The 13,697-nt window shown below is 34.4% G+C and carries 16 protein-coding genes and 1 tRNA gene; 9 read left to right on the plus strand and 8 right to left on the minus strand.

What is annotated here, in order from left to right:
- Positions 1-121: 121 nt before the first annotated feature.
- Positions 122-1,174, plus strand: a complete 1,053-nt coding sequence (locus Z053_RS0108300) for a cytochrome-c peroxidase (protein WP_025664573.1) — start codon at positions 122-124, stop codon at positions 1,172-1,174.
- 158 nt (positions 1,175-1,332) lie between these two features.
- A complete protein-coding gene (locus tag Z053_RS0108305; protein ID WP_025664574.1) occupies positions 1,333-1,773 on the plus strand; it encodes a hypothetical protein in 441 nt (146 codons plus the stop codon).
- Positions 1,774-1,899: 126 nt separating this feature from the next.
- On the opposite strand, the gene Z053_RS0108310 is transcribed toward Z053_RS0108305, so the two are convergent.
- Positions 1,900-2,322 (minus strand): secondary thiamine-phosphate synthase enzyme YjbQ, encoded by a 423-nt coding sequence (locus tag Z053_RS0108310; protein ID WP_025664576.1) that lies wholly within the window; start codon positions 2,320-2,322, stop codon positions 1,900-1,902.
- Between the two features lie 178 nt (positions 2,323-2,500).
- Here Z053_RS0108310 and Z053_RS0108315 point away from each other — a divergent pair, with 178 nt between their 5' ends.
- Positions 2,501-3,313, plus strand: a complete 813-nt coding sequence (locus Z053_RS0108315) for a Cof-type HAD-IIB family hydrolase (protein ID WP_025664577.1) — start codon at positions 2,501-2,503, stop codon at positions 3,311-3,313.
- A gap of 6 nt (positions 3,314-3,319) precedes the next feature.
- Here the strand turns inward: Z053_RS0108315 and Z053_RS0108320 are convergent, their stop codons facing one another.
- Complete coding sequence (locus Z053_RS0108320) at positions 3,320-4,393, minus strand: hypothetical protein (RefSeq protein WP_025664578.1); 1,074 nt, start codon at positions 4,391-4,393, stop codon at positions 3,320-3,322.
- 107 nt (positions 4,394-4,500) lie between these two features.
- A complete protein-coding gene (gene lepA / locus Z053_RS0108325) occupies positions 4,501-6,297 on the minus strand; it encodes a translation elongation factor 4 (RefSeq protein ID WP_025664579.1) in 1,797 nt (598 codons plus the stop codon).
- A 351-nt stretch (positions 6,298-6,648) separates the two neighbouring features.
- On the opposite strand from lepA, the gene dusB reads away from it, so the two are divergent.
- Positions 6,649-7,641 carry a tRNA dihydrouridine synthase DusB gene (gene dusB, locus Z053_RS0108330; protein ID WP_025664580.1) on the plus strand — a complete coding sequence of 331 codons (993 nt, stop codon included), beginning with the start codon at positions 6,649-6,651 and terminating at the stop codon, positions 7,639-7,641.
- Between the two features lie 102 nt (positions 7,642-7,743).
- Here the strand turns inward: dusB and Z053_RS0108335 are convergent, their stop codons facing one another.
- Positions 7,744-8,946 (minus strand): ABC transporter permease, encoded by a 1,203-nt coding sequence (locus Z053_RS0108335; protein WP_025664581.1) that lies wholly within the window; start codon positions 8,944-8,946, stop codon positions 7,744-7,746.
- Between the two features lie 119 nt (positions 8,947-9,065).
- On the minus strand, positions 9,066-9,458 hold the full coding sequence (gene rbfA, locus Z053_RS0108340) for a 30S ribosome-binding factor RbfA (protein ID WP_025664582.1): 393 nt from the start codon (positions 9,456-9,458) through the stop codon (positions 9,066-9,068).
- Between the two features lie 63 nt (positions 9,459-9,521).
- Between rbfA and mce the strand changes: the two genes are divergently transcribed.
- On the plus strand, positions 9,522-9,944 hold the full coding sequence (mce, locus tag Z053_RS0108345) for a methylmalonyl-CoA epimerase (protein WP_025664583.1): 423 nt from the start codon (positions 9,522-9,524) through the stop codon (positions 9,942-9,944).
- Positions 9,945-10,087: 143 nt separating this feature from the next.
- Positions 10,088-10,161, plus strand: a tRNA-Ile gene (locus tag Z053_RS0108350).
- Between the two features lie 93 nt (positions 10,162-10,254).
- Here Z053_RS0108350 and Z053_RS0108355 read toward each other — a convergent pair.
- From Z053_RS0108355 to Z053_RS0108365, 3 genes are all read right to left on the minus strand, one after another.
- On the minus strand, positions 10,255-11,043 hold the full coding sequence (locus Z053_RS0108355; protein ID WP_025664584.1) for an MOSC domain-containing protein: 789 nt from the start codon (positions 11,041-11,043) through the stop codon (positions 10,255-10,257).
- Between the two features lie 58 nt (positions 11,044-11,101).
- Positions 11,102-11,995 (minus strand): DMT family transporter, encoded by an 894-nt coding sequence (locus Z053_RS0108360; RefSeq protein ID WP_081748233.1) that lies wholly within the window; start codon positions 11,993-11,995, stop codon positions 11,102-11,104.
- 66 nt (positions 11,996-12,061) lie between these two features.
- On the minus strand, positions 12,062-12,382 hold the full coding sequence (locus tag Z053_RS0108365; protein ID WP_025664586.1) for a hypothetical protein: 321 nt from the start codon (positions 12,380-12,382) through the stop codon (positions 12,062-12,064).
- A gap of 92 nt (positions 12,383-12,474) precedes the next feature.
- On the opposite strand from Z053_RS0108365, the gene Z053_RS0108370 reads away from it, so the two are divergent.
- Genes Z053_RS0108370 through Z053_RS31425 form a run of 3 tightly spaced genes read left to right on the plus strand, consistent with a single transcriptional unit; the run spans position 12,475 to position 13,662 of the window.
- Complete coding sequence (locus Z053_RS0108370; protein WP_025664587.1) at positions 12,475-13,065, plus strand: CGNR zinc finger domain-containing protein; 591 nt, start codon at positions 12,475-12,477, stop codon at positions 13,063-13,065.
- A gap of 12 nt (positions 13,066-13,077) precedes the next feature.
- Complete coding sequence (locus tag Z053_RS0108375; RefSeq protein WP_025664588.1) at positions 13,078-13,467, plus strand: RidA family protein; 390 nt, start codon at positions 13,078-13,080, stop codon at positions 13,465-13,467.
- A gap of 51 nt (positions 13,468-13,518) precedes the next feature.
- On the plus strand, positions 13,519-13,662 hold the full coding sequence (locus Z053_RS31425) for a hypothetical protein (protein ID WP_160112040.1): 144 nt from the start codon (positions 13,519-13,521) through the stop codon (positions 13,660-13,662).
- The last annotated feature ends 35 nt before the right edge of the window (positions 13,663-13,697 follow it).

The raw sequence follows: 13,697 nt of genomic DNA on the forward strand, positions 1-13,697 counted from the left end.
ACAATTACAACAGCTTATTTTTTTTCAAAAAAAACACTGTTTTATTTGTAAGTATCCCTATATGATAACGACAGTAAAAAATCCAACTTTAACATATATATATTAACACAAAAACAATACTATGAAAAACTTACTTCAATGGGGGTTAGTCCTTGCAATATGCGTAGGGTGTAAAAACGATTCTAAACAAAAAGATAAAGATTACATTCCTGTTTCCTCAATCGGAAATAAGGCGGTTGCAGTATCAGAACTTGACAAAACAGCTCGAAAAACTTTTGGTGTATTACCCAAAATAGCAGAAAATCCAGAAAATCCTATAACTCATGAGAAAGTAACTCTGGGTAAAACACTTTATTATGACAAACGACTTTCTAAAGACAATACACAAAGTTGCAATACCTGCCATAATCTAAAAACATATGGAGTTGACAATCAATCTTTTTCGATAGGTAATGATGGTAAACCAGGAGGACGTAACTCTCCTACAACTCTAAATGCCGCACTACATATGGCCCAATTTTGGGATGGGCGAGAACCGGATGTAGAAGCACAAGCTGGAGGCCCTATATTAAACCCAATAGAAATGGCAATGCCCAGCGAAACAGTAGTAGTAGATCGAATATCAAAAATCGAAGAATATGTTGAGCTTTTTGCCAAAGCTTTTCCAGAGGAAAAAACTCCTATAACCTACAGAAACATAGAAAAAGCCATTGGTGCTTTTGAACGAAAGCTAATCACTCCTTCTAAGTTTGACAAATATATGGCTGGCGATGGTTCTGCATTAAATAAATATGAAAAGAAAGGTATGGAAACTTTTATAAGTGTTGGTTGTATTACCTGTCATACAGGAGCACTACTAGGAGGTAATATGTATCAAAAATTTGGGCTTACTGTAAATTATTGGGACTACACAAACAGTGAAAAAATAGATAACGGTAGATTTGATCTCACCAAAAATGAAACCGATAAATATGTCTTTAAGGTTCCTTCGTTACTTAATATTGAAAAAACAGCACCTTACTTTCATGATGGCAGTGTTAAAGATCTTAAAAAAGCCATTTCAATTATGGGAGAAACTCAGTTAAATCAAAAATTAAATCCACAGCAAATTAACGAGATTCATTTATTTTTAGAAACCTTAACAGGAGAGGTTCCGCAGGAAGCTTTAGAATAAAACTGATATATCATATGTATCTAAACTTATTATGAGTAACAATAAGCACAAATAGCTCATACACTTCGTAGAATAAGTCTAAATAAAGACTCCTATCCTACTAGGGTGAGGCTTTTTTATGCATTATATGTACCTTTGAATAAACTAAACACATCATTATGTACGAAGCTATTCAAATCGTCCATTCGTATTGGGCTTACCTTGTTGTTCTTATCGTTACACTAGCAACTATTAATGCCCTTGCTGGGTTTTTTGCCAAAAGAGAATATGCTCCTAAAGACTTTAGAGTCTCTCTATTTGCACTTATTGTCACTCATATTCAGCTTTTAATAGGTATTATTATTTTCTTTGTATCTCCTCTGGTCGTTTGGTTCTCAGGAACTCACAAAATGGGAGAAATTATGAAAGATGCTACGTTACGATTGTATAATGTAGAGCATCCTATAGTGATGATCCTAACCATTGTTTTTATTACAATGGGATATTCTAAACATAAAAAGAAACTTACTTCTACACCTAAATTTAAAACATTGGCTATTTTCTATACCATTGCCTGGATTCTTATGCTATCGAGAATACCTTGGGCACAATGGTTTTAGGATCGTAAAGTATTTTAGTTATAATACTAGATTAGACTCATAAAATCTATGATGCTTGTCATTCTGGTTTGCACCAGAATGGCAAGTTTAATTAATATAAAAGCAAAATCGTCTTTTATATAATCTCTATACTCCATAAGCTGTTAAAACCAGTTTTCTCGGGCCTCCGTAATCTCTATGCTCACAGAGATAAATACCTTGCCATGTTCCTAGATTTAATTCTCCCTTAGTAACAGGAATCAAAACAGAAGTACCCATCAATGAAGCTTTAATATGAGCAGGCATATCATCAGGACCCTCATAGGTATGTATATAATAAGAAGCATTTTCTGGAACCATAACATTCATATGACTTTCAAAATCCTGTCGTACCGTGGGGTCTGCATTCTCATTTATAGTAAGACTAGCAGATGTATGCTTAATAAACACCTGTAACTGACCTATCTGTATTTCTTTTATTTCATTTATTTCGGCAAGAATTTTAGGCGTAATCAAATGAAATCCTCTGGGATATGACGGTAATTGTATCTCTTTTTGAAAAAATCTCATGGTATTATCCCGGTACAACTCGGGGGTTCCTTTAATTAATATTCAATCTGTTTTGAAAGGTATTATCAAACCGATCAAAGCTCTTTATTTACCAGCAATTTAATACAAATTTTACAGTTATAATACCTTGTATTTACCCTAACTCTAATACCTTTACAATTTAAAATTATAAATTACTATGGATCTATCACAAATCAAAATGGTTGCTACAGATATGGATGGCACACTTCTTAATACTAATGGTGAAGTTAGCCGTCGTTTTTTTGAACTTTTTGAAGAGCTAAATAACCTGGGTGTAACCTTTGTTGCTGCTAGTGGAAGACAATACTATAGTATTATTGACAAACTAAAACCAATTAAAGATGATATCTATGTCATTGCCGAAAACGGAGCTTTGACTATGCAACAAGACAAAGAACTTCAGACTACAGAAATCGATCGCGAAACGTATCTGGAATTACTTGATATCTCTAAAACATTACAAGGTTCTCAGGTAATAGTTTGTGGAAGAAAACGAGGGTATATTGAAGATTACGGGCAAGATTTTATCGATATGTTTAATGAATATTATTATCGATATGAAATTGTAGAAAATCTTGCAGAAGTAATCGATGATCAATATCTCAAAATTGCAATTTGTAATCAAAAAGGAGCAGAAGAATACCTCTATCCTGCTTTAAAACATCTAGAGAACAAATTGAAAGTAAAAGTATCTGGAGAAATCTGGCTAGACCTTTCTCATAACCTTGCCAATAAAGGCCATGCACTACAACAATTGCAAAAAAACAATAATATATTACCAGAAGAGACTATGGTTTTTGGAGATTACAACAATGACCTCGAAATGATGACCAGAGCAACGTATAGCTTTGCTATGGAAAATGCCCATCCAAACGTAAAAGCAATTGCCAATTACTCAACAAAAAGTAATAATGATAATGGTGTAGAATATATGTTACACAAGATGATTGAAGCTAAAAAAGCTAGTTAGAATTAGCTATTTTATGTCTTGCTGCGAGATTTCAATCTCAAGCGTAGCTCTTTCTCCTGTCGCCTGCCAAAAGTTAAAGAAAAAACTACCCCAATCAGGAGTTCCTTTTTTAGTAAAATTATCTAAATCTTTATTGATAGATGTAACCTTTTCATCATCTAATTTCGAAGTAGAAATAACCACTGTAATTCCTTTAAAGCTTTTTTGAGAATTCTCTTCAGAAGGTACACGAGCTCCATTTTTTGTAATTAAATCTGCCGCTGTAAAAGTTGTGATTTTATCTGCCGTAAACTTACCTCCGGCTGCAACTGCCTGCGGGTTTTCTGCTACCTGAACCGATTTAAGTTCACTTTCTTTTATTAGTCCCATAAGGTACAATTCTAAATTACCATACGCAAGCGTGTTTCCTCCATTGGCAAAAGTGCCAAACCCATCTTCACCATCTATCTTTCCTTGATAATTACCACCTCCTAAATCAATAAGCTCATCAAAACCACCAAGTTGCCCTCCTACACTAGAATACCCCCAGTGACCACCAACTGTGGTTGGGATAAAATCATAATTTGCCCAATAATGCATGATTTCATGTAAAAAGGGGCCATTTTTAATATATTCTGCTCTAGGCATGTGAATAACACTCTTTAACACACCTTTAGAACCATATGCCGCGGTATTATCATAAATAGATGACCCTACACCCTGAACATCGTTTTTAACTTTCTGATTTACTCCATAATACAAACCATTAGGTTGTTCGGTTTCAACAGAGAGTATAAAAATAAAATCAAAATTGTCATTTAAATACTCATATACCTTTTTAGACACCATAGCAAAATCACCATTCCCGGCAATAAACTTATTGTAATCTGCTTCCGATAAAACATAGTTTATAAGCTTACTATCTTTACCTAAAATAAAATCTTCTGCAAAAACAGTCTGTTCTCCCGAGGGATCTGGGTCAACTCCAGTATCAGTAGTATTTGTAGTATCATCATCTTTGCTACAAGAAAGAAAACAAAAAACAAAGAAAGCTATAAAAGATAAGACCTTTAGACTCTGCTTTAATTGGGGCTTTAGCATGGGTATATATTCTTAGATTATAAAAAAACAACGCTATAATAAGCACTTTATTTGAATTGCACAACAAATAAATTAAACCTATCTATAAGGAACTAATAATCAAATCTCTAATCATTTAATTTTAATACCGCCATAAATGCTTCCTGAGGAATCTCTACATTACCTACCTGGCGCATTCGTTTCTTTCCTTTTTTCTGCTTTTCTAATAATTTACGTTTACGAGAAATATCACCACCATAACATTTGGCTGTTACATCTTTACGAAGAGCTTTTACGGTTTCACGAGCAATAAATTTTGCTCCAATTGCTGCCTGTATTGGGATATCAAATTGTTGGCGAGGGATCAGTTCTTTTAATTTCTCACAGATCTTCTTACCTATATTATAAGCATTATCTTTATGTAATAATGCCGATAATGCATCTACAATATTTCCATTAAGTAAAACATCTACTTTTACCAGCTTAGAAGAGCGCATACCAATAGGTGTATAATCAAAAGATGCATATCCTTTTGATACTGTTTTTAAGCGATCATAAAAATCAAATACGATCTCTGCCAATGGCATATCAAAGGTAAGCTCTACTCGCTCTGTAGTCAAATAGGTTTGGTTTGTTATTTCTCCTCGTTTCTCGATACATAAAGACATTACGGATCCTACAAAATCAGATTTGGTAATAATAGAAGCTTTGATATACGGTTCTTCTACTCTGTTCATAGAAGAGGGATCCGGTAAATCAGATGGATTATTTACAATTATGATATCATCAGGATTTTTATTGGTAAACGCATGATACGACACATTGGGTACTGTAGTGATAACGGTCATGTTAAATTCACGCTCCAATCGTTCCTGAATAATCTCCATATGTAACATCCCCAGGAATCCACATCTAAAACCAAAACCTAGTGCTGCCGAACTCTCTGGTACAAACACCAAAGAAGCATCATTAAGTTGTAATTTTTCCATAGAATTACGAAGTTCTTCATAATCTTCTGTATCTACAGGATAAATCCCAGCAAATACCATAGGTTTTACATCCTCAAAACCTTCAATTGCATTTTGTGTAGGTGTTTTGGCATCTGTAATAGTATCTCCTACTTTTACTTCGCGTGCATCTTTAATACCTGTAATAAGATATCCTACATCTCCTGTTTTGATTACCTGTTTAGGTTCCTGATTTAATTTCAATGTTCCTACCTCATCAGCAGAATAGTTTTTCCCGGTAGCCACAAACTTAATCTGTTGCCCTTTTTTAATTTCACCATTAACTACCTTAAAATATGTTTCTACACCTCTAAACGAGTTATAAACCGAATCAAAAATCAGAGCCTGCAAAGGTTCTTCAGGATTTCCTTCTGGTGGAGGAACACGTTCTATAATGGCAGTAAGAATTTCTTCTATACCTATCCCTGTTTTAGCACTTGCAGGAATTACTTCTTCGGCATCACATCCCAAAAGATCTACAATATCATCGGTCACTTCTTCTGGATTAGCACTTGGTAAGTCTACTTTATTGAGTACCGGAATAATTTCCAGATCATTTTCGAGAGCCAGATATAAATTAGAAATTGTCTGCGCCTGTATACTTTGTGCTGCATCTACAATTAGTAGCGCTCCTTCACAGGCTGCAATAGAACGAGAAACCTCATAAGAAAAATCAACATGACCAGGAGTATCAATAAGATTAAGGATATACTCCTCTCCTTTGTGTTTATATTCCATCTGGATCGCATGACTCTTGATCGTAATCCCACGTTCACGCTCCAAATCCATACTATCAAGTAATTGTGCTTGCGCTTCACGAGCGGTTACTGATCCGGTAAAGTCCAATAATCGATCTGCCAGTGTACTCTTACCGTGATCAATATGTGCAATAATGCAAAAATTTCTAATATTTTTCATGTAGTCTCTCTCTTGTATACCATCAAATCTAACATAATCATTTATAAAGGTATATCAATCATTTTTAAATACCCATTATGGGTTCCATTCTTCTTTTTCAATACGTTTTGGGGCGTGACCCGTCATTACATTATGGGTCGGGCTATTCGCGCTACACGGTAGCTCGCTTCTATCCCTCACGCAATTTTCATGCTCTTAATGACTTGCAAATATAATTGATTTTAGAAGCTTTATACTATCTCTCCCAGTATTTTTAGATTTCGTTCATTTCAAAAAAAATTAGACTTCACAGGTCATAGAGATCTGCGAGGTATTAAAGAATTTGTATTTTTGCCAAAAAAAAGATTCGCTGTGGCCAAGATAGGAGACATAGATGTAGGAGAATTCCCATTATTATTAGCCCCAATGGAAGATGTAAGTGATCCTCCTTTTCGTGCATTGTGCAAAGAGCAAGGTGCCGATGTAGTGTATACAGAATTTATTTCTAGTGAAGGGCTAATTCGTGACGCTGCCAAAAGTGTTATGAAGCTTGATATTTATGAAAAAGAACGTCCGGTTGGTATTCAGATTTTTGGAGCCAACCTGGATTCTATGCTTAAATCTGTTGAGATTGTAGAAGCATCGGGCCCTGATATTATTGATATTAATTTTGGGTGCCCTGTAAAAAAAGTAGTAAGCAAAGGTGCCGGAGCAGGGATTCTTAAAGATATTGATCTTATGGTTTCTCTTACCGAAGCTATGGTTAAACACACCAAATTACCCGTTACTATAAAGACACGATTGGGTTGGGACCATAACTCTATTAGAATTGTAGAAGTTGCAGAACGGCTACAGGATGTAGGAGCCAAAGCTATTTCTATTCATGGTCGTACCCGGGCACAGATGTATAAAGGTAATGCAGATTGGAAACCCATTGCCGAAGTAAAAAACAACCCGAGAATGCACATTCCCGTATTTGGTAATGGCGATGTAGATACTCCCGAGCGTGCTATGGAAATGAGAGATCTATACGGTCTTGATGGTGCTATGATTGGTCGTGCCAGTATTGGTTATCCCTGGTTTTTTGCAGCAGTAAAACACTTTTTTAAAACTGGTGAGCATTTACCACCACCAACCATAGAAGAACGAGTAAATGCAGCTCGCAGACACTTACAAATGGCAATCGATTGGAAAGGCGAAAAATTAGGTGTTTTTGAAACCCGCAGACATTACACTAATTATTTTAAAGGAATACCTCATTTTAAAGAATACCGAACCAAAATGGTAACCAGTGATCTCTCCCAGGATGTATTTGCTGCTTTTGATGAAGTGCAATCAACATTTTCTGGATTTGAATTCGTATGATTTTTTTGTTATTCCGAACTTAATTTATGAGATATTTTAGTTTGCTTGTATAGTATAGTTTTTCAGAAAAATACAACCGTATTACTTTAAACCTAAGAAGAGTCAACTCACTAATTTCTGATTAATTCTACTAGAGGCCAATAAAGAAGCTATAAAACCGATAATAGTAATCGTAAAAAAGACTACAACAAAACTAATTACGGTAATACGAGTCGGATACGGTAATGAGGGTGTAATCATTAATAATCCAAATTGCTGTTGTAATATGATAACAATGAACCCTAATAACAAGCCTAATACTGTGCCCAAAACGGTCATAAGCGAACCTTGAAACAAAAATATTTTTCTAATACTAGGCAGAGAAGCCCCTACATTATAGAGCGTTTTTACATTGCTTTTCTTATCGATAATCATCATAATAATTGCTCCGGCAACATTAAACAAAGCAATAATAGCAATTAACGTGATCACCAGGTAGGAGACTAAATTCTCAGTATTTAACATTTTATACAATGTATCATTAAGCTGCATCCTGTTTTTTACAATCACATTATGATCAAAAATCTGTTGTAATCCTTTTATCACCACTTCTTCATTAGCTTGTGGTAATAATTTAAGCTCTATATGAGTCACTTTATCTTCTGGTAATTTCAACAATTTGCGTACTAATCCTGTAGTTGCAAAAATGTATTTTTTATCAAGTTCTTCATTTACGCTATACACCCCAATATTTACAGCTTTCTCTGATCTAAATGCTTTTGAAGGATCACTGGGAATACCTTTACCTGGCTTTGGCACATAAATACTAAGCAGATTTGTATAGGTTTGCTCTACTCCCATATTAAGTTCTCTGCTAATCCCATTACCCGCAACGATCTGGAAATCATTATCGGTTAACCAATCCCCAAATACCAGTATACTATCGGTGTGAATAACATTGTGATAATTAGCATCTACCCCTTTGATATAGGACATCTTTTGTTTACCCACAAACTCTAAGAAAACACGTTCTTCTACTATTTCAGAAAAATGAGCAACTCCTTCAAGTTTAGCTAGCTTTTCTTTTTGAGTATCGGTGAATGTAAATGTCTTTCCGCTTGACGGAAAAATCTTAAGATCGGGATCAAAATATGAAGAAAATTGAAGGCTAAAATCCTTAAGCCCCGCAAATCCTGATAACACAAGAAATAATGCCATCGCTCCTATAACCACGCCAGTTGCAGCAATAATTGTAATAATATTAATGGCGTTGCTACTACCAGGAGAAAACAAGTATCGCTTTGCGATGTAGTATGAAAAATTCAAATCCTTATGATGAGCATTAGATGTGTATGAAATTTTAATTCTGCAATAAAGATAAGAGAAAAGAAAATTCTATTTCTTCTACTTTCTATGATTTTTCTATTTGTAAGGACCGCTAAAGATTACTTCTTTTTACGTTTTTCGAGAAGTTCGGGATTATTTATAGGATCTTCTTTGCCCTTTACAGCTTCTTCTATATTAGAAATATACTCAAGAGAATCATCAATAAAATAGGATAACTCTGGCATACGGCGTAACTGATTTTTGGTGCGCTGCGCTACCTGATGTTTTATTTGTGATTTTACCTGGTTTACTTCTTTTAATACTCTTTCTCCTTCCTGATGCGGGAAGACGCTCATATATACTTTTGCAATAGAAAGATCTGTAGTTACGCTTACTTTGGTAACGGAAACCAAAATCCCCTGTACTCCCGCTTCACGTAATGCAAGTTGTATCACATCGGCTACATCGCGTTGTAATACTCCTCCAATTTTTTTCTGTCTGTTTGTTTCCATGGTGCAAAAGTACAATTTATATGTATTTTTGCGACATAGTGATAAAAGTATATTATGAACCACATCAATAAAATAGAACACCTGGGTATTGCAGTCAAAGATATCGAGCAAGCAAATACATTATACGAGAAACTTTTGGGAGTTGCTCCTTATAAGCAAGAGGCCGTAGAAAGCGAAGCTGTAATCACTTCTTTTTTTAAGGTAGGAGATAGTAAAATAGAATTACTGGCCAGTACCCGAGAGGATGGACCCATCGGAAAATTTATTGCCAAAAAAGGAGAAGGTATTCATCACATCGCTTTTGATGTCGATAATATCGAATTAGAACTGGATCGATTAGAAAAAGAAGGGTTTCAATTAATCAATAAGGTACCTAAACCTGGCGCTGATAATAAATTAGTTGCTTTTTTACATCCTAAAAGTACAAATGGGGTCTTAATAGAGTTATGCCAGGAAAAACCTATTGATCAGGATATTACAAAATAAATTTTATCGTTTTTATAGCTCTTTTTTCCTTTTTTAAAGAAGAATCAAAGTCTTTATACGGCTTAAGAATAAAAGACAATTAAAATAATAGAAAAAAATGTTGGCGCGTTTATATCAAATCCTTAAATTTGCCCTCCGTTTTAGGTCCCATAGCTCAGCTGGTTAGAGCACCTGACTCATAATCAGGGGGTCCTTGGTTCGAGCCCAAGTGGGACCACCTAGTTAAAAAGCTGTTTCTTGTATTAGAAACAGCTTTTTTTGTTCACTCAGGATACTACATCGTTATTTTAATCCAATTTCGATATCAAAATCACATTACACTAATTTCATCTCCCACAGCAATAGTATAATCTTTGCTATCAATAAGCTTAAGATATCTTCCAAACCAGATTTTTCGCTCTGATAATCGATATTGTGATAAGGTTTTTAAAGGTTCTTCACCTTTTTCTCCCGTTTCTTGATTTACCGTCGTTACTGTACACCGAGCACATGATTTGGTGATTTCGAAAGTAGTCTCATTAATTTTAATCTTTTTCCATTGATCTTCAATAAACGGGCTTCCTCCTGCAAAGACAATATTGGGTCTAAATCTGTTCATTTTAATAGGAGAAGGCAACTTACTATTTAAATCATCCAAAGAACTATCTCCTATAATCAAGTACTGAGCACCATCCTGAAAAAGAATTCGTGCCTCATTATTTTGCTTAACCCATCTTTTTTCGGTACTCGATTGCCGAACCAGGTATACTTGTTTTCCTAAAAGGTCCGAAAACCATTCATTCACCACCTGTTCTTCTTTTATAGCCTCTACTTTTTCTTTAAAAACAGAAACCAAAATTGGTTCTTTTAACGTTGGATTCTCTAGCTTAATCTCAATAGTGCTTTCTTTATAGGTAACCAATAATGAATCCTGTGATAATGCTACCTGAAACAATGCCAATTTAGGTTCTTCTCGTTGGGTAATATGTTTTCCGTTTTTATCGGCCAGCATCCAATACCGGTCATACTCAAAACCTGTTTCGGATAAAGTAGCACTTTGTAATTCAATTCTGCCCAGTGATTTAACCGGATACACATATAATTCTGAGATTTTTAGCATCTTTTTGCTTTTAATATTTGTTGTCTATCGATTTAGAAACAGTATTATTTTGTAAAGTTCAGCTTTTCTTTTTAGTAAACCCAAATAATAACAGGCCAATAATTACCACACCTCCTCCTATTAGTTGCTCAGCATACAACGTTTCCCCAAAAGGAAATGCAAGTAACACCGTAAAAAACGGAATAAGATTCATAAACAAAGTCGAGGTTGTTGCTCCCAATTTAACGACACAGAAATAAAATGCAGTATATGCGATTCCGGTTCCTAGTATTCCCATAAATAAGATACTACTCCAAAAAGATATATCGGCAGGAACATCGGTTGTTATAAATTCTGGTAGTGAAAAAACCGCAAACAAAACAAAGGCCATGAGCGAAGTAATCGTGGTCATCACAACAGCATCTACATGAGGAAGGTATTTACTTACAATGACCTGAGAAAGCGAAAATACAATAGCCATACCCATGATATAAACATCTCCAATTTCGAACTGCAATTCTGCCAGCTTCCCAAAATCTCCTTTTACCAAAATAATGGCCACTCCAAAAAAGCTAATCGCAATAGCAATCCATTGTATTAATTTCACTTTTTTTCTTTGCAATAAAAAAGTGAAAACAGCAGTAATTGCCGGGCTAGTTGCAATAATAAGAGATCCATTTACAGCACTGGTAGTTTTTAGGCCTAGATTAAAAAAGTATATGGTTAAAAAGATTCCGAAAAAGGAAGTAAGAAACATATACCACCATTCTTTTGCAGAAAATCTGAGTTTGAATAATGAATTACCAAACCTTATATACACAAGAAGAAATAACGAGAGAACTCCAAAGAAAAATCGCAAAGCAGCCACACTTACAGGAGAATAAAACTCTAAAGTTATTTTTACCACATGAAAATTAGCTGCCCAAAAAAGCATGGTTAGTATTAAAAACAGAAACGTAATTATTTTAGTCATTATAGATATATATTATTTATGGTTCGGTTCATTAAGAAGTTTTTTAATCTGAAATCATCCTTTATTTTAAAAAACAAACGTTTCAAAATGTTGCACTTCTTCTTCAAATTCAAGAAGAAAATCCTTATCTCTATCATAATATTTCGCTTTGGCATAGTCTTCTCCAGCGAAAGTTTTAATACTCTCATAATCTTTCCATTTGGTCACTGTCCATAAATGGCAGATATCATCTTCAAATCTTCTTAAAATTTCTACACCTAGTATTCCATCAACAGATTTATAATCTGCAACACCACTTTCTATTAAGTATCGCAAATATTCCTCGGCATCTTCGGCATTAATTTTCCCATGCCATTTTCTTGTAATTACACTTGATTTATAATTCATACTACTAAAATTAATTACACTGGTGCAAATATAAGATAATATTTTTACTACCAAAACTTGTTTTACTGGTTATAATTATTTTACTTTGCACCATGAATAATGTAGAACATATACAAAACAGCCTTTTAGACGGAGGAAATCTATCTCTCAATTTTATCAATACGATTAAAGATAGGCTGGTTGCAGACCCTATAGACTACCTTACCGGGAAAGAGGAATGGATTGCCTGGTTAAAACACGTTGATATTTTAGAAAATGAAACATCAAACTTTGATGAAGTTAGTTTTAATCTAAAGGAAGTTATAAGGAAAAGAGAATTTTTGCATCGTGTATTTCAAGGACTTGTTTTTCAAAGAGAAATCAAAGAAAAAGATCTTAAATGTTTTGACACACTTTTACAAAAAATCAGAAGATCCACTAAAATTTTTGTAGTAGACAATAAGCCTCAAGAACACTTGGAGATAGACCCAAATGATCTAAATAGCTATATCTTAAAAATTGGAAAAGCAGCTCACGAACTATTGATGTCTGAAGAAATAGACCGAGTAAAAGAGTGTGGCAATTGCGGATGGATTTACTTTGATTCTAGTAAAAACAGATGTAGAAAATGGTGCAATATGGACACTTGTGGTAACGAGGTAAAAGCCAGAAAGTATTATGAAAGTAAAAAAAATAAAGTATAAAACTATATAAAAATGAAAAACAGAAAAAATGTTTCATCTGGTAGCCCCTGGGAAGATATCGTAGGGTATTCTAGAGCCGTAAAAGTAGGGAATATCATCGAGGTTTCTGGTACTACTGCTACCGGTAAAGATGGTAATATTATCGGTATAGACGATCCTTATCTTCAGACCAAAACAATTATAGAAACTGCTAAAAATGTTCTAGAAGAGATGGGGTATAGCTTAGACAATGTTATACGAACAAGAATTTATACAACCGATATATCTCAATGGGAAGCTATAGGAAAAGCACATGGAGAATATTTTGGCACCATAAAACCCACTACCGCAATGGTAGAAATAGCCAAACTAATTAATCCTGATATGCTAGTAGAAATAGAATTTACTGCTATAGTGGATTAATTATAGGAAAATGAATTAAAAATTATTACTAACCTTTAAATACTTATAGTTATGAATTGTAATGTAGAATGTTTACCAAATGATTGTTCAGAAGTAAGAGAAAGGAGTACTATCAAAATTTCTACTCAATCTATTACTGATTGGTTAAAAACCTTTAGTATCCCGGGAGCCGAAGATGCCTCGAGGTTTAAATAACATCTATTTCAATAATCTGTATGATATGAAATAGA

It is taken from the genome of Aquimarina megaterium XH134, assembly GCF_000520975.1.
Classification (GTDB): domain Bacteria; phylum Bacteroidota; class Bacteroidia; order Flavobacteriales; family Flavobacteriaceae; genus Aquimarina; species Aquimarina megaterium.